The organism is Actinophytocola sp. (assembly GCF_036378875.1).
In the GTDB taxonomy this organism is placed as follows: Bacteria; Actinomycetota; Actinomycetes; order Mycobacteriales; family Pseudonocardiaceae; genus Actinophytocola.
Window position 1 is genome coordinate 40,736 of the sequence record NZ_DASUVO010000090.1, and the last position, 17,885, is coordinate 58,620.

The 17,885-nt window shown below is 68.4% G+C and carries 20 protein-coding genes; 9 read left to right on the forward strand and 11 right to left on the reverse strand.

Features of this window, described 5'->3' with window-relative positions:
* Nucleotides 1–25: 25 nt before the first annotated feature.
* Nucleotides 26–1,039: an iron ABC transporter substrate-binding protein gene (locus tag VF106_RS26125; protein ID WP_330842483.1), complete on the reverse strand. Its 1,014-nt coding sequence runs from the start codon at nt 1,037–1,039 to the stop codon at nt 26–28.
* Nucleotides 1,040–1,295: 256 nt separating this feature from the next.
* A complete protein-coding gene (locus tag VF106_RS26130) occupies nt 1,296–2,282 on the reverse strand; it encodes a GlxA family transcriptional regulator (RefSeq protein ID WP_330842484.1) in 987 nt (328 codons plus the stop codon).
* Between the two features lie 74 nt (nt 2,283–2,356).
* On the opposite strand from VF106_RS26130, the gene VF106_RS26135 reads away from it, so the two are divergent.
* Together VF106_RS26135 and VF106_RS26140 are read left to right on the forward strand one after the other, a co-directional pair.
* A complete protein-coding gene (locus VF106_RS26135) occupies nt 2,357–3,196 on the forward strand; it encodes a dienelactone hydrolase family protein (protein ID WP_330842485.1) in 840 nt (279 codons plus the stop codon).
* A 156-nt stretch (nt 3,197–3,352) separates the two neighbouring features.
* Entirely contained in the window at nt 3,353–3,937 is a 585-nt protein-coding gene (locus tag VF106_RS26140) for a dihydrofolate reductase family protein (RefSeq protein ID WP_330842486.1), read from the forward strand.
* Nucleotides 3,938–4,016: 79 nt separating this feature from the next.
* Here VF106_RS26140 and VF106_RS26145 read toward each other — a convergent pair whose 3' ends face one another.
* The 3 genes from VF106_RS26145 to VF106_RS26155 form a co-directional block, all read right to left on the reverse strand.
* Complete coding sequence (locus VF106_RS26145) at nt 4,017–5,024, reverse strand: RNA polymerase subunit sigma-70 (RefSeq protein WP_330842487.1); 1,008 nt, start codon at nt 5,022–5,024, stop codon at nt 4,017–4,019.
* 138 nt (nt 5,025–5,162) lie between these two features.
* Nucleotides 5,163–6,020 carry a helix-turn-helix domain-containing GNAT family N-acetyltransferase gene (locus VF106_RS26150; protein WP_330842488.1) on the reverse strand — a complete coding sequence of 286 codons (858 nt, stop codon included), beginning with the start codon at nt 6,018–6,020 and terminating at the stop codon, nt 5,163–5,165.
* A 390-nt stretch (nt 6,021–6,410) separates the two neighbouring features.
* The gene (locus VF106_RS26155) at nt 6,411–6,563 is read right to left on the reverse strand and encodes a hypothetical protein (RefSeq protein ID WP_330842489.1); all 153 of its coding nucleotides are present in this window, start codon (nt 6,561–6,563) and stop codon (nt 6,411–6,413) included.
* Nucleotides 6,564–6,644: 81 nt separating this feature from the next.
* Between VF106_RS26155 and VF106_RS26160 the strand changes: the two genes are divergently transcribed.
* The 5 genes from VF106_RS26160 (at nt 6,645) to VF106_RS26180 (ending at nt 10,728) form a co-directional block, all read left to right on the forward strand.
* Nucleotides 6,645–7,010, forward strand: a complete 366-nt coding sequence (locus VF106_RS26160) for an ArsR/SmtB family transcription factor (protein WP_330842490.1) — start codon at nt 6,645–6,647, stop codon at nt 7,008–7,010.
* Nucleotides 7,011–7,115: 105 nt separating this feature from the next.
* Nucleotides 7,116–8,444 carry an NAD(P)-binding domain-containing protein gene (locus VF106_RS26165; protein WP_330842491.1) on the forward strand — a complete coding sequence of 443 codons (1,329 nt, stop codon included), beginning with the start codon at nt 7,116–7,118 and terminating at the stop codon, nt 8,442–8,444.
* Nucleotides 8,445–8,664: 220 nt separating this feature from the next.
* Entirely contained in the window at nt 8,665–9,360 is a 696-nt protein-coding gene (locus VF106_RS26170; RefSeq protein ID WP_330842492.1) for an arsenate reductase/protein-tyrosine-phosphatase family protein, read from the forward strand.
* Nucleotides 9,353–10,012, forward strand: coding sequence for an arsenate reductase ArsC (locus VF106_RS26175; protein WP_330842493.1), 660 nt, complete (start codon nt 9,353–9,355; stop codon nt 10,010–10,012). The genes VF106_RS26170 and VF106_RS26175 overlap by 8 nt, the downstream gene beginning before the upstream one ends.
* On the forward strand, nt 10,009–10,728 hold the full coding sequence (locus tag VF106_RS26180; protein WP_330842494.1) for an aquaporin: 720 nt from the start codon (nt 10,009–10,011) through the stop codon (nt 10,726–10,728). Before VF106_RS26175 ends, VF106_RS26180 begins: the two co-directional genes overlap by 4 nt.
* 50 nt (nt 10,729–10,778) lie before the next feature.
* Here the strand turns inward: VF106_RS26180 and VF106_RS26185 are convergent, their stop codons facing one another.
* Nucleotides 10,779–11,150 carry a MerR family transcriptional regulator gene (locus tag VF106_RS26185; protein ID WP_330842495.1) on the reverse strand — a complete coding sequence of 124 codons (372 nt, stop codon included), beginning with the start codon at nt 11,148–11,150 and terminating at the stop codon, nt 10,779–10,781.
* 50 nt (nt 11,151–11,200) lie between these two features.
* Between VF106_RS26185 and VF106_RS26190 the strand changes: the two genes are divergently transcribed.
* Nucleotides 11,201–11,776, forward strand: a complete 576-nt coding sequence (locus tag VF106_RS26190) for a hypothetical protein (protein WP_330842496.1) — start codon at nt 11,201–11,203, stop codon at nt 11,774–11,776.
* A 238-nt stretch (nt 11,777–12,014) separates the two neighbouring features.
* On the opposite strand, the gene VF106_RS26195 is transcribed toward VF106_RS26190, so the two are convergent.
* Together VF106_RS26195 and VF106_RS26200 are read right to left on the reverse strand one after the other, a co-directional pair.
* Nucleotides 12,015–12,626: a hypothetical protein gene (locus VF106_RS26195; protein WP_330842497.1), complete on the reverse strand. Its 612-nt coding sequence runs from the start codon at nt 12,624–12,626 to the stop codon at nt 12,015–12,017.
* A 206-nt stretch (nt 12,627–12,832) separates the two neighbouring features.
* Nucleotides 12,833–13,753 carry an alpha/beta fold hydrolase gene (locus tag VF106_RS26200; protein WP_330842498.1) on the reverse strand — a complete coding sequence of 307 codons (921 nt, stop codon included), beginning with the start codon at nt 13,751–13,753 and terminating at the stop codon, nt 12,833–12,835.
* Nucleotides 13,754–13,816: 63 nt separating this feature from the next.
* Between VF106_RS26200 and VF106_RS26205 the strand changes: the two genes are divergently transcribed.
* Nucleotides 13,817–14,479, forward strand: coding sequence for a winged helix-turn-helix transcriptional regulator (locus VF106_RS26205; RefSeq protein ID WP_330842499.1), 663 nt, complete (start codon nt 13,817–13,819; stop codon nt 14,477–14,479).
* Between the two features lie 1,208 nt (nt 14,480–15,687).
* Here the strand turns inward: VF106_RS26205 and VF106_RS26210 are convergent.
* Genes VF106_RS26210 through VF106_RS26220 form a run of 3 tightly spaced genes read right to left on the reverse strand, consistent with a single transcriptional unit; the run spans nt 15,688 to nt 17,323 of the window.
* Nucleotides 15,688–16,107 (reverse strand): hypothetical protein, encoded by a 420-nt coding sequence (locus VF106_RS26210; RefSeq protein WP_330842500.1) that lies wholly within the window; start codon nt 16,105–16,107, stop codon nt 15,688–15,690.
* A 38-nt stretch (nt 16,108–16,145) separates the two neighbouring features.
* Nucleotides 16,146–16,913: a PQQ-binding-like beta-propeller repeat protein gene (locus tag VF106_RS26215; RefSeq protein ID WP_330842501.1), complete on the reverse strand. Its 768-nt coding sequence runs from the start codon at nt 16,911–16,913 to the stop codon at nt 16,146–16,148.
* A gap of 2 nt (nt 16,914–16,915) precedes the next feature.
* Nucleotides 16,916–17,323: a hypothetical protein gene (locus VF106_RS26220; RefSeq protein WP_330842502.1), complete on the reverse strand. Its 408-nt coding sequence runs from the start codon at nt 17,321–17,323 to the stop codon at nt 16,916–16,918.
* Between the last annotated feature and the right edge of the window lie 562 nt (nt 17,324–17,885).

Sequence of the window (17,885 nt, forward strand, 5' to 3'; positions counted from 1 at the left end):
GTTGGTGCGGCCCGTAGCGGGGCCTTCAGGACAACCCCGCTTCTTGCAGCATCGTCAGCGTGTCCTGCAGCGAGGACAGCCGCGACAGGTCGATGTCCGGGCCGTGCAGCTCGGTCAGCGGTGGCAGGTCGTGCTTGCTGGAGGTCACCGCCGGGTTGGCGGGGTACTCGGCGGTCTCGTCTGCGAAGTACCGCTGTGCCTGGTCGGACAGCAGGAACCGCACGGCCTTCGTCGCGGCGTCCTGCTGGTCGGTCCGTGCCACGATGCCCACGCCGGCCACGTTCACCAGGCCGAGCGGGTCGCCGCCGCTGACGTAGTGCAGCTTCGCGGGCACCGCGTCGGCGCCGTTCTCGGCGACCGCGGCGTACCAGTAGTAGTGGTTGATCAGCCCCGCCGCGAGCTGGCCATCGTTGATCGCCTTGAGGATCGCGACGTTGTTCTCGAACCGCTGCGGCTCGTTCGCCGCGAACTTCGTGAGCCAGTCACGCGCGTAGTCCTCGCCCTTCAGCACCCGCACCGACGTGACGAACGTCTGCCAGGACGCGTTGGTGGGCGCGAACCCGACGCGCCCCTGCCACTTCGGGTCCACGACGTCGTCGAGGCTTTGCGGCAGGTCGGCCTCGGCGACCACCCTCGGGTCGTACGCGACCACTCTCGCCCGGGCCGAGGTCGCGACCCAGCGCCCGTCGTCGGCGCGGTACCCGGCGGGGACCAGGTCCAGCACGTCGGCCGGGAGTTCCCCCAGCCCGCCCGCCTCCGCGACCGCGCCGAGCGCGCCCGCGTCCTGGGAGAAGAACAGGTCCGCCTCGGTGCGATCCCCCTCCTCCAGCAGCTGCGCGGCCATCTCCGCGCTGCTGCCGTAACGCACCTCCACCTTGCCGCCGACGGCCGTCTCGAGCTGGTCGAGCACCCCGCCGACGAGCTCCTCGTTCCGGCCGGAGTAGATCACCAGCGCGTCGCCCGCCTCACCATCCCCGCACGCGACGAGCGGCGCGACCAGCAGCGAAACAGCCAACACGACGACGCGCGCACGAGTCACCGAACACCTCCACAGCTTCTACACAGACGTAGAACCAAGGCAAAGCTAACCTAATACGGTGGCAAACTCGATAGCCGTTACGGACTCGCGACGTCGCGACCGCGATCCGTAGCGAGCAGTCCTCGTCGCGCCGATAACCCCTGTTCAGCTGGGCGTCAGGGAGTCCGACGTGCGGGTGCTCGCGGTCGGGGACGAGGAGCGGCTGACGGCTGCTCTGTGGGGCGGGCTCCAGGCCCACTCGTCCCCCAACCGTGTGTTAGGTCGATTCGGTCGCGCGGGTGCGGGTGGCGGTCGGTGTCTCGCCGGTGTGTCTGCGGTAGATGCGTCGGAAGGCGGCCGGATCGGCGTAACCCACCGCGCCCGCGATCACGTCGATGGGTTCGCGTGTGGTCGTGAGTAGGCTGGCCGCCTGCCCGACCCGGAGGCGATGCACGTACTGCGTGGGTGAGACGCCGAGGCGGTCGCGGATGCGGCGGGTCAGGGTGCGCGGAGAAACCGCTGCGGCACCGGCCAATTCGTCCAGCGATAGTTGCCGGTGCAGATTGGCGTGCACGTGCTGTCGCACGGCGCGCAGCACCGGGTCGGTGGCCCGTAGATGCTCGAGCACCATGTAGCGCGACTGCGACATGCGGGCATCGAGCACCAGGTAGTGGGCCACCTGCTCGGCCAGTGCACCGCCGCCGAGGCGGGCGACCAGCGTCAGCAGCAGATCTGTGTGGGCGAAAGCCGCACCGGCGGTGAGTATTTCGCCGCTGTCGACCACCATGCGATCGGCCTGCACGGTGACGTCGGGGAAGCGGCGGCCGAACAGCGGCGCCAGCCACCAGGTAGTGGTGGCGGCCCGGCCCGACAGCAGTCCCGAGGCCGCGAGCACGAAGACGGCCGAGCAGGAGGCGGCTACCGTGGCGCCGGAATCGGCGGCGCGCCGGATGATTTCGACGGCCTGCATGGTCTGGGGTCGGGTCAGCAGTTCCTCGACACGCGCTTCGCTGGACGCGGACGGCCCTGGCAGCACCAGGATGTCGCCGGGTTCGAAGTTCGCCGAGCCGAGCGGGGTTTCGGTATCGACGCTGATCAGTCGCCCGCCGCTGGATCGGACCGGCAGCCCATCGAGTGATGCGACGCGCTGCCGCAGACGTCCGCCCGCTGCGTCACCGGCGATCCCGGCCGCCGTGTCGACGATGTCGAGGCCGAGGCCGAGCGCGCCCTCGAGCACACCGTCCAGCGCGAGGTGGGTAATCACGTGGCGAGATTAGACCGAAAAGTGGCGATCTCGCCAATGGTGGTGTGCAGACCTGCTGCGGCAGGGTGTCCGGTGTGCAGCATTCTCTCCCGCAGGATCCTTCCGACGACGACCTCGCCGATTTCGCACCCCGGTCGATCACGCTCGACGGAGTGACCCGCACGGTGTACGTCGGCGGCAGCGGACCGGCGGTCATCGTCATGGCGGAAATGCCCGGCATCAGCCCCGATGTGGCCCGCTTCGCCCGCTGGGTGCGCGAGGCCGGGCTCACCGTCTACCTGCCGTCGCTGTTCGGCCGCGACGGCGCCTATCCGGAGGCCGAGGCCGGTGTGGAGGTCTTCAAACGAGCCTGTGTCAGCGCGGAGTTCCGGGCCTTCGGCGCGGGCAGGTCCAGCCCGGTCGCGGTGTGGCTGCGTGCGTTGGCAGCCCTGGCGCACCGCGAATGCGGCGGTCCCGGCGTCGGCGCGCTGGGTATGTGCTTCACCGGCAATTTCGCACTCACCATGATGCTCGAGCCCGCAGTGCTGGCGCCGGTGCTGTGCCAGCCGTCGCTGCCACTGGACGAGCCCGGCGGACTGGAGATTTCGCCCGGTGAGCTCGCAGCCGTGCGGGAGCGGCTCGATCGCGATGATCTCCTGGTGCGCGCCTATAGCTTCGAGGGTGACCGCTTCTGCACCGAGCAGCGTTTCGCCGCCTACGCCGCGGCACTGGGCCCACGTTTCGAGCCGCGGGTACTGCCCGCCGACGCGGCGAATCCCAGTCCGCCGCCGTTCTTCTCGCAGATCGTCGGCTGCCCACACAGTGTGGTCACCGCACATCTGCTCGACGCGGCGGGGGAACCGACCGCCGCGGCCCGCGACGAGATCATCGCCTTTCTCGCGGACCGGCTGACCGCGGACGCTCTGCCGCACTGACATACCGCCCACTCAGCCTCCACCTTCTGGAAGCCGTTCAAACAGGCTCTCAGCCCGGAAGGCGAGGACTACCTGCGGACGCATACCGCGCACCGATTAGGTTTTCGCGCCGCGCCCGTCTGTACGTGTGAGATCGACTCACTGGAGGCTGACGCCATGCGGAAACTGACCTTTGGCATGAACGTGACCCTGGACGGCTACATCGCCGCGCCCGGTGACGACCTCGGCTGGAGTGGGGATGACGGACCGGACTCGTCGCCGAGCGATGAGCGGTTCCAGTGGTGGTCCGACCGGGTGGCGGCGACGGGCCTGGCGCTGTATGGGCGCAAGCTGTGGGAGACGATGAGTTCCCACTGGCCGACCGCCGACCAGCAGCCCGGCGCCACACCGGCGGAGATCGAGTTCGCCCGCCGCTGGCGGGACATGCCGAAGGTGGTGTTCTCCTCGACGATCGACAAGGTCGACTGGAACACCCGCCTGGTCACCGGCGACGCGGTCACCGAGATCACCCGGCTCAAGGCCGAGGACGCCGGTCCGATGGACATCGTCGGCGCGACGCTCGCCGGGGCTGCCATGCGGGCCGGGCTGATCGACGAGTACCTGCTGGTCACCGTGCCGGTCCTGGTGGGCGGCGGCACGCCGTTCTTCACGGCGCTGGACAGCTGGGTGAACCTGAACCTCGTGGAGACGCGGACGTTTCCCGGCGGCGTGCTGCTGACCCGATACGAAACGAGGCGATGAGCACGGGCCACATGCTCGGCTCGTGAGGCCAGCCCCGCCGGTAACGCCGGCGGGGCTGTGGTGTTCGCGTTGTGTGTGATCACAGTGTCGGGGGCAGGTCCAGCCATGGTTTGTCGGCGGCGTCGAATCCGGTGAGCTCGGCGATCTTCCCGTCGACGATGTGCAGGACCGCGATGGCGAACAGCCGGTACTCCGGGTCGTCGGGGGTGCGGAGGTACAGCACGGCGGCAGGCATGCGGTTGACCGTCATGGCGATACCGCGCCAGTCGTCGTGGCCGCGCTGGAACAGCCCACCGGAGACCCAGCCTTCCACCGCGTCCTTGGCCGTCATGACCAAGGTGCCCTGCTCGGGCAGCATCGCGAAGCGCAGGTCGTCGCGCAGCAGGGACGTCAGCCCGTCGAGGTCGTTGCGCTCGTGGGCGTCGATGTAGGACTTCACCACGCCGCGCTCGTCATTCGACAGCTCGTGGGTGGCGGGGCTGCGCCAGTCGAGGCGGCGGTCGGGCAGCTGCTCGCGCATCGTCACGCGCGCCCGCTGCAGTGCGCTGGTCACCGATGCGACGGTCAGCTCGAGGGCGTCGGCGGCCTTCGACGCCGGCCAGCCGAGGACGTCGCGCAGGATGAGCACCGCCCGCTGCCGCGGCGGCAGGTGCTGGACGGCGACGATGAACGCCAGCTCGATTGTCTCCCGCGCCACCACCGATTCCTGCGGGTCCTCGGGGAGCATCCGGTCGGGGTAGGGCTGCAGGTACAGCACCTCGGAGCCGGAGACCGGCAACTCGGACGGCACGGGTGTGCGGTCGTTGCGCTTCTCCAGGAAGTCGAGGCAGACGTTCGTCGCGATCCGGTACAGCCAGGTCCGCAGCGCGGCGTGGCCCTTGAACGACTCCCGCTTGTGCCACGCCCGCAGGAACGTCTCCTGCGTCATGTCCTGGGCGTCCTCGTAGTTCGCGAGCATCCGGTAGCAGTGCACCTGCAGCTCACGCCGGTGGCGCTCCGTGATGAGCGCGAACCGCGCCGTATCGCCTGAGCGAGCCGCCGCGATGAACGTGGCCTCGTCGGCGCCCAGCGGTCTGGCGTCGGTCATGGTCATCAATCCTTCCACCGGTGCGAGAGGGCTACCAGAACTGACGACGTGGCGGAGGATTTCTGATCGGTGAAGCCGCTGACACTGGGCAGGCACACCCTCGATGTCGAGGTGGGGCCCGCCTCGGGATGACTCCTGTCAGCACTCGGGCCGCTGAACCGCGTCGGTGCGGCGTTCGATGAGGACGGTGTCGTGCCAGGTGCCGCCCCGTTGGGCGATGCGTTCGCGGATGCCGACGGTGCGGTAGCCGGCGGCGTGGTGGAGGGCGATGCTGGCGCGGTTTTCGGTGAAGATGGCGGTTTGGAGGGTCCAGAGGCCGGCTTCGTCGGCGGCTACGACCTGTTGGCGGATCAGGGCTTTGCCGATCCCCGTCCCGCGGTGGCCGTCGGCGACGTAGATGGAGCTTTCGGCGACGCCGGCGTAGCACTCGCGGCTGGAGACGGGGGACAGTGCGGTCCAGCCGACGACTTCGCCGTCGAGTTCGGCGACCCACCGGTGGTCGGGAAGCCATTTCGCGTCGAGGGAGGCGCGGCTGGGCACGGTGGTGTCGAAGGTGGCGATGCCGGTGGCGATGCCTTCGCCGTAGATGCGGCGGACCGCGGGCCAGTCGCCAGCCTCGAGCGCACGCACCGTGACGTCGGTTGGTAGGTCGGCAGGGCAGCACGGGCGCGGGGCGACCAGGCCCATGACGGCATCGGCGGCGTGGGGTAGGCCGACGCAGCAGGCGGGGTTGACCGTGACGCGAGTGGTGGTGCCTTGTTTGTGGAGTTTGAGGAAGCCGACGTCGGCGAGTTTGCGGACGTGGTGGGAGCAGGTGGACTGGCTGATGCCCAGTAGTTCGGTGAGTTGGCCGATGGTGGCGCCGCCGGGGGTGGTGGCGACGATGTGGAGCAGCCGCACCCGGGTTGGTTCGGCGAGGCTGGCGAACCATTCGGCGTAGGTCGCGGCTTCCTGTTCGGGCAGGACCGGGACGGTGGGGGCGGCGGTGGCGGTCATGCCGCCGAGTATCGACGTGGATCGATGATGCGTCAAACAAGGTCCTCGACCAGGCTGGCGGCGAGGTGTGGACGGTGGCCTGCAACCGGGCGGCGTCGGGTGTGCCGGGGCGTGTGGGCCCCGGCCGCGGCGGGCGAGCTGGTGTCGCCTGGGTCATCCGCAGCACCCGGCACCCGCGTTGACAGCTTCCTCGCGAGCGGCGGGCGTGCAGCATTGTCCCGCGGCGGTGGCTTCGACGCTGCCGCAACATCCCGTCACGCGGGGAGCAGTGGTGTCGGTCACCGGGCTGGGTGCGCTGCCGCAACATCCACCGGTAGCGGCTGGGTCACCGAGGAAGCCGCCGGGTCGGGTGGTGGTCATGGTGTTTCTCCTCCTGGATGGTTCAGTGGGTCAGCGGATGACCGGGTGCTGCTGGTGGACGTGGGCGTGTGTGGCGTCGAGGAGTGCCTGGCTACGGCATCCCGGTGTGCACACCTGCGAGCACGCCTCGCAGAACCGAACACCGCGCACACCAGCACGGCGACGTCGCAGGAACGCCAGCATCGCAACCTCCTGAATAGATGACCGTCTAAACAACGTCCACTCCAGGTTGTCTACTGCATTGGCGGATGTCAATATAGAAGTATGTCGAATCAGAAGGCGGCCGAGGCGGAGGCGTCGGCCGGCGCGTGCTGTGCGCCGCTGACCGAGGCGCCGCTCGCGGTCGATCAGGCGGAGTACGTGGCGCGGATGTTCAAGGCGTTGGGTGACCCGGTGCGGTTGCGCCTGCTCTCGCTGATCACCTCCGCTGACGGGGAGGTGTGCGTGTGTGACCTGACCGTCGCGTTCGACCTGAGCCAGCCGACGATCTCGCATCACCTCAAGGTCCTGCGGGAAGCAGGACTGGTGGACAGTCAGCGGCGCGGGACCTGGGTCTACTACTGGCCTCGCCCGGAGAACCTGAAGCAGCTGTCCGCACTGCTGGACACTCCCGGCCTGGCACCCGCCTAGGCCAACTCGGGCAGTATCGATCCAAATCGATGGTTGCGTTCATCGAAGATGGTCGATACTGTCTGCCGCATCAATCGATCGGTATCGATGAATGGAGTGTCGGTGATGTCGGATCTGCCCGTGGTGGTGGTCGGTGCTGGCCCGGTGGGCCTAGCGGCCGCTGCCGAGTTGGTTGAGCGTGGGCTTTCCCTGGTGGTGTTGGAGCGAGCGGGGCAGGCTGGTGCGGCGGTGGCCGAGTGGCACCACGTCCGGTTGTTCTCGCGGTGGTCGGAACTCGTCGCGCCCGCCGCCGACCGGTTGTTGGCGGCGACGGGATGGGAGCGTCCCCCGGACGGGGAGTACCCGACCGGACAGGAGTGGGCCGACCGGTACCTGCGGCCGCTGGCCGACACGCTCGGGGACCGCGTGCGGTTCGGTGTCGAGGTCGTCGGGGTGGCGCGTCGCGGTCGGGACCGGGTCGTCGATGCGGGGCGGGACAGTGAGCCGGTGACCGTGCACGTCCGGCACACCGATGGGAGCGAGGAGCGGATCACGGCGGCCGGGGTGGTCGACGCCTCGGGCACGTGGGGTTCGCCCAACCCACTCGGTGGTGACGGGTTGCCCGCGATCGGCGAACGCGCGGCCGTGGAGCGGATCTCTTACCGGGTGCCGAACCTGGCCGAGAAGAAGGCGCGGTATGCGGGCCGGCACGTGGTGATTGCCGGTAGCGGGCACTCGGCGCTGACCGCGCTGGTCGCGTTCGCCGACCTGGCCGAGCAGGAACCCACCACCAGGATCACGTGGTTGCTGCGCCGGGGCGCGGTCGGGTCGACGTTCGGCGGCGGGGACGCCGACCAGCTGCCCGCGCGCGGTGCGCTGGGTCTGCGGGCCAAGGCCGCCGTCGACGCCGGTCACATCACTGTCGTGACGGGGTTCCGCACCGAGACCGTCGAACACGACAACGGTGCCCTGGTGCTGGTTTCCGACAGCGGCCAGCGGGTGTCCGATGTGGACGAGGTAGTGGTGTTGACCGGGTTCCGGCCGGACCTGTCCTGGCTGTCGGAGCTGCGCCTGGAGCTGGACGCGACGTTGCAGGCGCCGGTCGCGCTGGCGCCGTTGATCGACCCGAACGTCCACTCCTGCGGCACCGTCTACCCGCACGGCGTCAAGGAACTGTCCCACCCGGAACCGAACGTCTACCTGGCCGGCATGAAGAGCTACGGCCGCGCACCGACATTCCTTGCGATGACCGGCTACGAACAGGTCCGCTCGATCGCGGCCGCCCTCGCAGGCGACCACGTGTCGGCCGACCGGGTCGAGCTGGTGTTGCCGGAGACCGGGGTGTGTGGCGGTGCGGGTGTGTTCGACGACCCCGCCCAGGACCAGGCAGGTGGCTGCTGCGGCGCACCGGCCGAACCCCAGACGCTCACCCTCTCGGCGCCGTCGGCGCGATGAGCCCAGCCCGCGAGCTGGCACAGGTCGACGCGCGGAGGGAGGAGTCGTGAGGGATCTCCACCGTCTACCCGGGACTCGGTTTCGTCGGCCTGGAGTGGCAACGCAGTTCGCCTCCGCCACCCTGCGCGACGTCGGCCGCGATGCCCGCTACGTCGTCCGCCAGCTCGCTCACCGATCGTGGACTTGACGCCGCAGCATTGGCTCAATCATCATTGAGTCAATGAACGTTGAGTGGTCTTCCGATGTGGTGGGGCGGGCGCGGCTGCACGCGGCGCTCGGCGAGCCGGCGCGGCTGGCGATCGTGGACCGGCTGCTGCTCGGGGACGCCTCGCCCAGCGAACTGGGCCGGGTGCTGGGGCTGGCCAGCAACCTGCTCGCTCACCACGTGAAGTTGCTGGAACAAGCCGGCGTGGTCGAGCGGTCCCGCTCCGAGGGCGACCATCGCCGCACGTATCTTCGGCTCCGCCCCAGCGTGCTCGCCGGCCTCGTTCCGGCCGGGATGGTGCGGGCGCCGCGGGTGGTGTTCGTGTGCACCCACAACTCGGCCCGCTCCCAACTCGCCGCCGCGTTGTGGAAACGCCGCAGCCGTGTCCCGGCCGCGTCCGCGGGCACCCAACCCGCGCAGCGGGTACATCCGCTCGCGGTCGCCACCGGCCGCGAACACGGCCTGTCCCTCGCCCGTACCCGCACCGCGCACGTCGACGACGTGTTGCGGCCGGACGACCTGGTGGTCGCGGTGTGCGACAACGCCCACGAACAACTCGACCAGGTCGAAGGCCGGCTGCACTGGTCAGTCCCCGACCCAGCCCTCGCCGGTACCGAGGACGCGTTCGACCGGGCCTTCACCGATCTCGCCGACCGGGTCGCCCGGCTGGCGCCCGCCGTCCACCCCACTCCAGGAGCCAGTCATGACTGACATCCACGAACCCACCCACCACGATCTCAGCATCGACCAGCGACTCGCCCTGAAAACCGCCGCTACCCGGCTGCACGGCGAGTTCGACGGGGTGTTCGGCACCGAGACCATCGAACGGTTCCTGTCTTCCAGCTACGACCAGTTCGCCTCCCACGCCACCATCCCGCGGTTCCTGCCGCTACTGGCCGAACGCTTTGCCCGCCAACGCCTCCACGCCCTCGCCCGCGTCGAAGGCCACCACGACGACGGCAAGCCCACCGTGCTGTTCCTGTGCGTGCACAACGCCGGCCGCTCCCAGATGGCACTCGGGTTCTTCCAACACCTCGCCGAAGATCGGGCCGTCGCGTGGTCCGGTGGGTCCGAACCCGGCCACGAGATCAACCCCTCCGCCATCGCCGCGATGGCCGAACGCGGCATCGACATCTCCGGTGAGTACCCCAAGCCGTGGACCGACGAGATCGTCCGTGCGGCCGACGTGGTGATCACCATGGGCTGCGGTGACGCCTGCCCGGTCTTCCCCGGCAAGCGCTACCTGGACTGGACGCTCGACGACCCGGCCGGCAAGAGCGTCGAGGACGTCCGCCCAGTCCGCGACGAGATCGAACGCCGCGTCCGCGGTCTGCTCGACGAACTCGGCGTCCCCGCCCGATGAGCCGCAAACTCCTCGCCGAGTACCTCGGCAGCGCGTTGTTGGCCGCGTTGGTCATCGGCTCCGGCATCGCCGCCCAACAACTCTCCACCGACACCGGCCTGCAACTGCTCGAGAACGCCGCCGCCACCGCCGCCGGCCTCTACGCGATCATCCTGATCTTCGGGCCGGTCAGCGGCGGACACTTCAACCCCGTTGTGTCACTGGTCGACGCGGCACTCGGCGGGATGCCCTGGCGGCACGCACTGGCCTACCTACCCGCCCAGATCGCCGGCTGTGTCACTGGTGCGGTGCTGGCCAACGTGCTGTTCGCCCTCGACCCGGTCAGCATCAGCACCACCCACCGGGCCACGCTCGCGCACGGCGTGTCCGAAGTGGTCGCCACCATCGGGCTGCTGCTGGTGATCTTCTCCCTCGTGCGGTCCGGCCGCGTCGAACGCGCCCCGGCCGCCGTGGGCGCCTACATCGGCGCCGCGTACTGGTTCACCTCGTCCACGAGCTTCGCCAACCCCGCCATCACCATCGGCCGCATGTTCAGCGACACCTTCGCCGGCATCGCCCCCGCCTCCGTCTTCCTCTTCATCGCCACCCAGCTGATCGGTGGCGTCGTAGCCGTGGTGTTGGTTCGCGTGCTCTACCCGAACGCACCGGCACCAGCCCATGTCGACGAGGCGGTGTTGCCACACCCGGTCGCTGAGCCGGCGCCCACACGGGACTGAACTCGGTCACAAGGATGGGTACGTCGAGGATGAGCTGGCGGCGGTAGCGCCTACTGGCCTGGGGTGAGGCGGCATCGACCGGCTCGACAGTCCTCGAGGATGTCCACGGTGTTCTGTCGGGCACGGACCAGTTCGGCGATCTTGATGTCCAGCCGGTCGACCACCGCTTCCAGGCGCCATCGTTCGCTCTCGCAGGTCGCTCCGCCCGCATCGTGGGTGTGGAGGGCGTCGATGACCTCATCCAGAGTCAACCCCATGTCCTGCAAGGCTTTGGCCATCCGAATGCGTTCCACGGTGGACTCGTTGAACACCCGGTACCCGGACGGCCGGCGCTCCGCGGCGGGCAGCACGCCGCGGCGTTCGTAGAAGCGGACCGTGTCGACGCTGACACCGGCTTGCTCGGCGACCTGTCCGATCTTCACGGCCTCACCTCTTGACTCTGAACTTAGGTCCAGACTCTAGGGTCGGTTTCATGCTTGGTGCAAGGACCAGCGAACAGGACGACCTCGAGGAGTTCGATATGGAGATCCCGGCAGCGTCCACCCCGATCGTCTGCGACATGACCACCGCCACCGACACCGAGAAGGAGCGGCTCGCCGAGTACCGGCGGCTGTTCGCCCAGGCCCTGGCCGGCAAGGAGAGGACCGACGAGGGGATCCGGTTCCGGTTCCGCGTCCAGCCCGGTGTCGAGGCGTGGGTCCGGGACCTGGCCGCGCGGGAGAAGGCATGCTGCGCGTTCTACACCTACACCGTGGCCGTGGAGCGTGACGAGGTGCTCTGGGACTGCGCGGTTCCCGACGATGACATGGCCCGCGCAATCCTCGACGAGTTCTATGCCCTCCCCGACCTGCTCGCCGCGAGCCCTGACGTGGGGATGGACAATCTTCGCGAGCGGTTCGCCCGCCACGGCTTGGCCGTCATCACCGACCCCGCTGGCCCCGTCCACACCGTTCAACCCACCGACCGACACGACGTGCCGCCCACCGGCGCCGACGCCAGGCTGACGCGCAGGATTGCCGCCGGCAGCAGTACGGCGAGGAGGCGGTAGCCCGGCTGGAGCAGGAACTCGGCGGCCCGGCCCCGGTTACGGCGTGTGCACCGGGCTGCGGATGCGTGCCGACCGAGCCACCCGGTCCGGTGCTGGTGGACCTGGCCGGGCCGCGGCGGTGGCATGCGGATTGTGTTGCGCGGTAGCGCTGATCACCGTGCTTAGACGGCGCCGGCAGGCGTGGTGCTCCGCACGTCCCCCACAATCCCACTTAGACCACAACGGGTCTACATGCGAGTTACGGGGGATCAATGGCGCTGAGCATCCGGACGAGCTTCCATGGCCGAGGACCCCAAGCGGCGAGCTTTCCACCAAGAAGCGGTTTGGCTATTCCTCGCCGGCCGATGAACACCAGCATGAGAGCGGCCGGGTCGGCGGAGATGTGGGCGTCGACGTGACCTGCACGCCCCGTGTCGAGGGTCAACGAACCGCGGTCGAAGGCCATCATCGTGCGGCTACCGCCACGTAGGCGCAGTTCGAAGCGTGCCCGGAAGGATCCGGCCTTCTCCTGGTTCACGAAGGCGGTGGGTGGCAGGGCCGCGATCAGCGGTAGCACGGCGCCTTCGATCGCGAGCAGAGCGTGGTAACGCTGTATTGGCCACGGGTGCCCGGTGGCTCTGGCGATGTCATGGCCGTGGATCAGGCATTCCTCGAGCAGGTGACACGCCACAGCCGAAGGTGGCAGGCGGGTGCCCTGCAGCCAGTCGACGGTGGTTGCTCGTGAGCGCGAGGCGACGTCGTCGAACTCGGTTGCCAGCGTGGCGATGCGATCTGCGAGTACGGGCAGGTTTCGTTCGCCGTCCTCGGCCAGCGCCCTCGCGTTGACCTCGGCCATTCCCGCCGGCGTCACCGTGGCTTCCGGGATCGGTCTTCCGGCGACAGCGTCGGTGTCGAAACGAAAAACGTGAGACAGGTGAGCCGCGACATCGCCCAACGTCCACGATCCGACCGAAACGGAACTGGCGTCAGACAGATTCCGCACCAGAGTGGCGAGGCGGGGGACGACGTCCCGCAACGCCGCACGTGCCTGGGCCATACTGATGCTTGATGCGCAGGTCATCGCCGGAGGTCTTCTCCGCGCACCGGAGGCGTGCGCGGCTCGTCGGGCGCGAACCGCCAGTCGCGGATCGCCGCCGCGAACACCTCGGGTGCGTCGGACTGTACAAAGTGGCCGGCGCCTTCGACGATCACGGTGTGGTGGTCGGCGAAGATCTGCTCCCACCGCTGTCGTTCCCTGGCTCGGAAGGCGATGTCGGCGTCGCCCCACACGATGAGTGTCGGAAGTGACGCGAGGTCGGCGAGCCCGGCCTCGACATCGGCGAGAAAGGCGCGGCTGGCGGTGATGAGCCGGGGCAGCACGGCCGACGCCTCACGCCGACCAGGAGTATCGAGTGCCTGTCGGTAGTGCGCCATCTCGGCGGCGGTCGGCTTTCGCAGCCGGTGTCCCATGGGGATCATCGCGTTGACGAAGAGGTTGAGCCGCCGTGTCAGCTCGCGTCCGATCGGTCCGCCCAGGAGACGGGAGGCCACCTCGACAGGCAAGTCCCCGTTGAGAGGCCACGCCCAGGTGTTGGCCAGGACGAGGCGTTCGAACGTGTCTGGCCGCCGCTGGGCCGCGGACAAACCGATCGGGCCTCCCCAGTCGTGTGCGACGAGGGTGGCGCCGGACAGGCCCAGGTGGTCGAGGAACGCCACGACCATCGCGGCATGCTCCTCGGGGAGATACCGGTAGCCCGGCCGGGCCGAGGACAGCCCGAAACCGGGGTAGTCCAGCGCGACGCACCGGAACTCGCCCCGCAGGGAGCGGATCACGTCGCGATACACGAACGACCAGGTCGGGTTGCCGTGCAGGAACAGCAGCGTCGGCCCCGATCCTTCGTCCACGTAGTGCACGGTGTGCCCGTCGACGGTGACGAAGCGGCTCTCGAACGGGAACAGCTCGTCATCGATCCACGCAGGCCGTCCCGTGTCAGCCATGACCACCTTCCCCTCGTCGATGCTTGATATTGTCAAGTATGCTTGAGATTGTAAAGTATCGGCATGAGTCGAAGCTACGGCCAGTACTGCGGTCTCGCTCGGGCGCTCGATGTCGTGGGCGACCGGTGGAATCTGCTCATCGTCCGCCAGCTCCTGATAGCGCCGGCCCGCTACCGCGAACTGCACGACGGACTCCCCGGCGTGGCCACCAACCTGCTCACCGACCGCCTTCGCGACCTCGAGACCGCCGGAGTGGTCGAGCGGCGCCTGGCCGAGGAGGGCAACGCCATCGTGTACGCGCTCACCCAGTGGGGCGCCGAGTTGCGTGAGCCGGTCGAAGGACTCATCCGCTGGTCCACGCCGCTCATGGCACGTGGGCCAGGCAGCGACCGCTTCCACGCCGAATGGCTCGTCGTCGCCCTCCGAGCCCTGCTCGCCGGCAAGACGCCCGCACGCCGGTCATCAACGGTAGGGATCGAAGTCGATGGCCAGTTGTTCCGGGTGCGGGCGACGCGTACGGGCACAGAGGTGAGCCCGCATGACGGTCGCGATCTCGACGCCCTCGATGCCGTCGTGCGTGCTGACGCCGCGATCGTTCTCGGACTCGCGGTGGGTGTGCTCGCCCTCGACGACACGCTTGCGCTCGTCGACATCGAAGGCGATGAAACCGCCGTACGAGCCCTCTTCAACCCCCGGCGCGCCGATGCCAACTCCGGGCGCCGCTGACCACGCAGTCGCGGCCATGCCGGCCGGGGCGGGGAGGTCTGGCTCGCTCTCCGCGTCCCAGACGGCCGGTGTTGTGTGGCCGCGAGACCAGAAGCGGGTCGGGCAGCAGCCAACCGTGCCGGGACGCTTGATCTCACGCTCCACCGGCGACCACAAAGAGCGGCTTGCTCAACCGGCCTGGGGGTCACCGGGAGCAAGCCGCCACGACCAGTATAGTGCACAATGGACTGTCGCACGAGCGCCTCTCGGTCCAGGCCGTGTCCCCTTGTGCGGTAAGCATCAACCGAGCCAGCCAGTCACTCGGCCCAGCGGACCTCTATTAATCGGCCTGGAGCTGCACGCGGCGACCAGGTTGCCACCAGCGGGTGCGTTCAGCTTCAAACTGCTCGATCGCCGCCCGCCCGGCTGCGTCGCCGGTCTGAGTGCGAGCGGCGTGCCAGCGACGCTCAACCTCACCAGGCGCCAACATGTGAGGACGTTCGTGCCGCGCTACGTTGAGCGCGCTAGAGACCCCTTCCGCAGTGTCGGACGCGTCTGCCGTCGTCGTGTGGAAGGAACGGCTACTCATGCCACGTCTGTATGGTCCCGGGCACTTAACCGAGGATCCTTACTCACAAGTCGTTTCGCCCCACGGCATTCCGGTGGACGATCTCGTCGCTGTCCTCCAGAAGGAGATCAGGCGCAGTCGCGTCGACAAACGCTGTGCTCGCCGCCTACGAGATGTTCACAACCTCGGCGGATGTCGCTGAGCACTTGTGGCGGCGCCTGCGGCTCATCGCGGTTGGGGGACGGGTCTGCCGCTGGGGCCGGTGCTGATCGATGTGTTGCACCGTAACTTCAATGCCACCCCCGGGCGGGGAGTGGATGATGGCGTGTCATGCCGTGCGTCTGCTCGCTTCTGCGCCCAAGGACCGCACCAGTTTCGAGCACGCCGATTGGGTCGCCGTGAAGGTCGCTCTCGCAGAAGCGTTGGTCGAGGTCCCGGACTACGCCCACTGCGTGCACACGCGCCCCGTCCGTCCCGTTGGGCAGCCCCACCGCGACTCCCGACTGCGACTGAGATGTAGGCGTCGCTTACGCACGCTCATCGGCTACTTAATCCTGGGCAGCCGCGCTGGCATCTCTTCGGCACACAAGGTCGGAAGAATGCGCCGAGTATCTCATCGAAACGCGGCAGAGCCGACCGTACGCCCCTCAGCCAGCCGACCCTAGCCGTTCATCCGGTAGACGGCCAGGAACTCTTCCTCGTCCCGCGTGGCCCTGACGAGCACAAGGTCATCGGACATCGCGAGGAGTTCACCTGCGGGCTTTTCGTCGATCACGTTTCCGGCCCGGTCGATCGTGAAGATCGACGGTTTCCGCCGGGCGTTCTCCACCGAGATCCGGCCCTGGACGACCGAAAGCAACGACGTGTGCTCCTCGACCGGCACGGTCATCACAGCCCGGTCCGCCAGCCGGAACGTCACGAGTCGCGGTCCGCGCGTCAGCGGGTCCGCCCGGCACGCCACAAGCATCGCGTCGGCCACGCAGAATTGGGGGTCCGCGTCGGGGAGCGTCGCGACTTCGCGTCCGGTGGCGGCGTCCAGTACACGAACGACCTCGTTTTCCTCCGACTTGTCGGTCGTCACGACCACCACCACGTCGCCGGCGGCGCGCACCAGGTGGGCTACGGGGTACCGGTCGGCGAGGCTCCACTTGGGTTTCCGGTGGCCAGGTCCAGCGCGGTGACCATGCCAGGTTCAGTGAAGCGGGACGACATCGGCATGGCCGTCGAAACCAGTGCGACGCCGCCGGCGATGGCATGCGGCCACGCACCCTGGTATTCCCACTTCCGCTGCCCGGTGGCGACATCCAGGGCCAGCACCCGCACCTGCCCGAGGTCATCCGGATCACCGCCGTTGGGCGCGACGCTGACCAGAGCCGTGGTGTCGTCGGCCGCCCACAGCTCTTGCTTCCAGTCCACCTTGTTCTGCGCACAGCCCTCGGCCGGCGCGGTCGGTGCCTGCCACGCGACGCCGCCGGTCTCGCCCGACAGCAACGCCACACCCGGTTCGACGAGATCGCACCGGAACACGTCGTAGCCGACCAGGACGCCAACGCCGTCACCGTGTCGCACCAAGAAGGGCAGCTGCGGGCTGGCGGTCGGGTCCAGGGCGACGGTCTGGCCCGGCAGCTCCGCTTCGTTGTGCTGTGCCCACAACACCGTGCCCGACCCGACGTCGAGGAGTTGGATGCCATCCTCCGTTCCGACCAGCAGCCGACCGTCGCGCAGGCGGCCGGTTCTCCAGTTGTGCGACAGCGACGGCGCGCCTTCAGCCGCCCAGACGCGCTCGGAGAGCACCAGCGGGGCGAGTTCGGGTCGGGGCCGGGCGTCGGTCGGCGGTGGCTCCTCATCCGAGCCGACCAGCAGCACCGTCAGGACGAGGGCCAGCACGGCTACTGCCCCCAGCGCGACCAACAGCGGTCGCCGGGCAGACTTAACGAAATGGACCATGCGGCCTCACGGAGGCTCTCCACATTGTCCTGGAAGGCCATCGGGTCGGGAATCGACCGCCACCGGTCGAATACGTCCCGGACACTCTCCTCGAAGTGCCCGTAAACAAACGCCCCCGCATTGGTCCCCTCGCCATATTCAAACGCATAGCTCTCCGGCTGGCCCTGGTACAGGCATTGACCGCCGGACGTCCGCGACGGGTTCCCCGGCGGCGTGATCTCCCAGCCTTGCAGCATGCCGTTCATGTAATTGCCGCCGTGGCGAGTCCAGCCGAGGCTGTACATGTAGAAATCGATCGCCTCGTCGATGATCCGCTCGACCGTCTGGTCCAACTGGTCTTCGAACGCCATGACACTCCCCCTGTGAGATGCCGCTGAGACTGGCAGCGTCCTACCGGTTCCGAAACTGCGAGGGCACAATCGGACTTCGGCGCCATGGACCGGTGCAGGCCACCACCGATCAACGTGTGGTCGAACTGGAACAAGCCTCGGCGGAGGCTGAGCGACGCCAACGGCGTCCGAACCGCACTCGAAGCACGACGACCGAGCGCCACAACTCATTTACCCAGCTGCTTCCGCGTCATGTCACAAACAACAAATTGCGAACGGTTCACTTCACCGCACATGGTGCTTCCTTCGTGAACTGGTCGCGTGTCAGTGTCTTGAAGTGGTAACGGACCTTGTCCTTCCCGAGTTCTTTTAGCGAGAAGTCCTCGGTGAACTCCAGCCCCGACGCGGTCCGGACCAGGACGGTGAGGGGTTGGTCGGGCTCAGAGCCCGTTCCTGAACCTATTTGGTGAGGCGTCGGCTGGTGATGCGGATCATGGTCCAACGGACCATGGCGGCGTGGTGTTGTGGGAGTCGTTCGTAGTCGCGGACGCAGCGGCGGTGTCTGGTGATCCATGCCAGGGTT

Excerpts from the sequence above, each read along its gene's own strand:
- VF106_RS26220 (WP_330842502.1), bottom strand. The coding sequence starts at position 17,323 with ATGGCGTTCGAAGACCAGTTGGACCAGACGGTCGAGCGGATCATCGAC.
- VF106_RS26150 (WP_330842488.1), bottom strand. The coding sequence starts at position 6,020 with ATGACCGCCACCGCCGCCCCCACCGTCCCGGTCCTGCCCGAACAGGAA.
- VF106_RS26180 (WP_330842494.1), top strand. The coding sequence starts at position 10,009 with ATGAGCCGCAAACTCCTCGCCGAGTACCTCGGCAGCGCGTTGTTGGCC.
- VF106_RS26200 (WP_330842498.1), bottom strand. The coding sequence starts at position 13,753 with ATGGCTGACACGGGACGGCCTGCGTGGATCGATGACGAGCTGTTCCCG.
- VF106_RS26190 (WP_330842496.1), top strand. The coding sequence starts at position 11,201 with ATGCTTGGTGCAAGGACCAGCGAACAGGACGACCTCGAGGAGTTCGAT.
- VF106_RS26140 (WP_330842486.1), top strand. The coding sequence starts at position 3,353 with ATGCGGAAACTGACCTTTGGCATGAACGTGACCCTGGACGGCTACATC.
- VF106_RS26145 (WP_330842487.1), bottom strand. The coding sequence starts at position 5,024 with ATGACCGACGCCAGACCGCTGGGCGCCGACGAGGCCACGTTCATCGCG.
- VF106_RS26155 (WP_330842489.1), bottom strand. The coding sequence starts at position 6,563 with ATGCTGGCGTTCCTGCGACGTCGCCGTGCTGGTGTGCGCGGTGTTCGG.
- VF106_RS26165 (WP_330842491.1), top strand. The coding sequence starts at position 7,116 with ATGTCGGATCTGCCCGTGGTGGTGGTCGGTGCTGGCCCGGTGGGCCTA.
- VF106_RS26205 (WP_330842499.1), top strand. The coding sequence starts at position 13,817 with ATGAGTCGAAGCTACGGCCAGTACTGCGGTCTCGCTCGGGCGCTCGAT.
- VF106_RS26175 (WP_330842493.1), top strand. The coding sequence starts at position 9,353 with ATGACTGACATCCACGAACCCACCCACCACGATCTCAGCATCGACCAG.
- VF106_RS26160 (WP_330842490.1), top strand. The coding sequence starts at position 6,645 with ATGTCGAATCAGAAGGCGGCCGAGGCGGAGGCGTCGGCCGGCGCGTGC.
- VF106_RS26170 (WP_330842492.1), top strand. The coding sequence starts at position 8,665 with ATGAACGTTGAGTGGTCTTCCGATGTGGTGGGGCGGGCGCGGCTGCAC.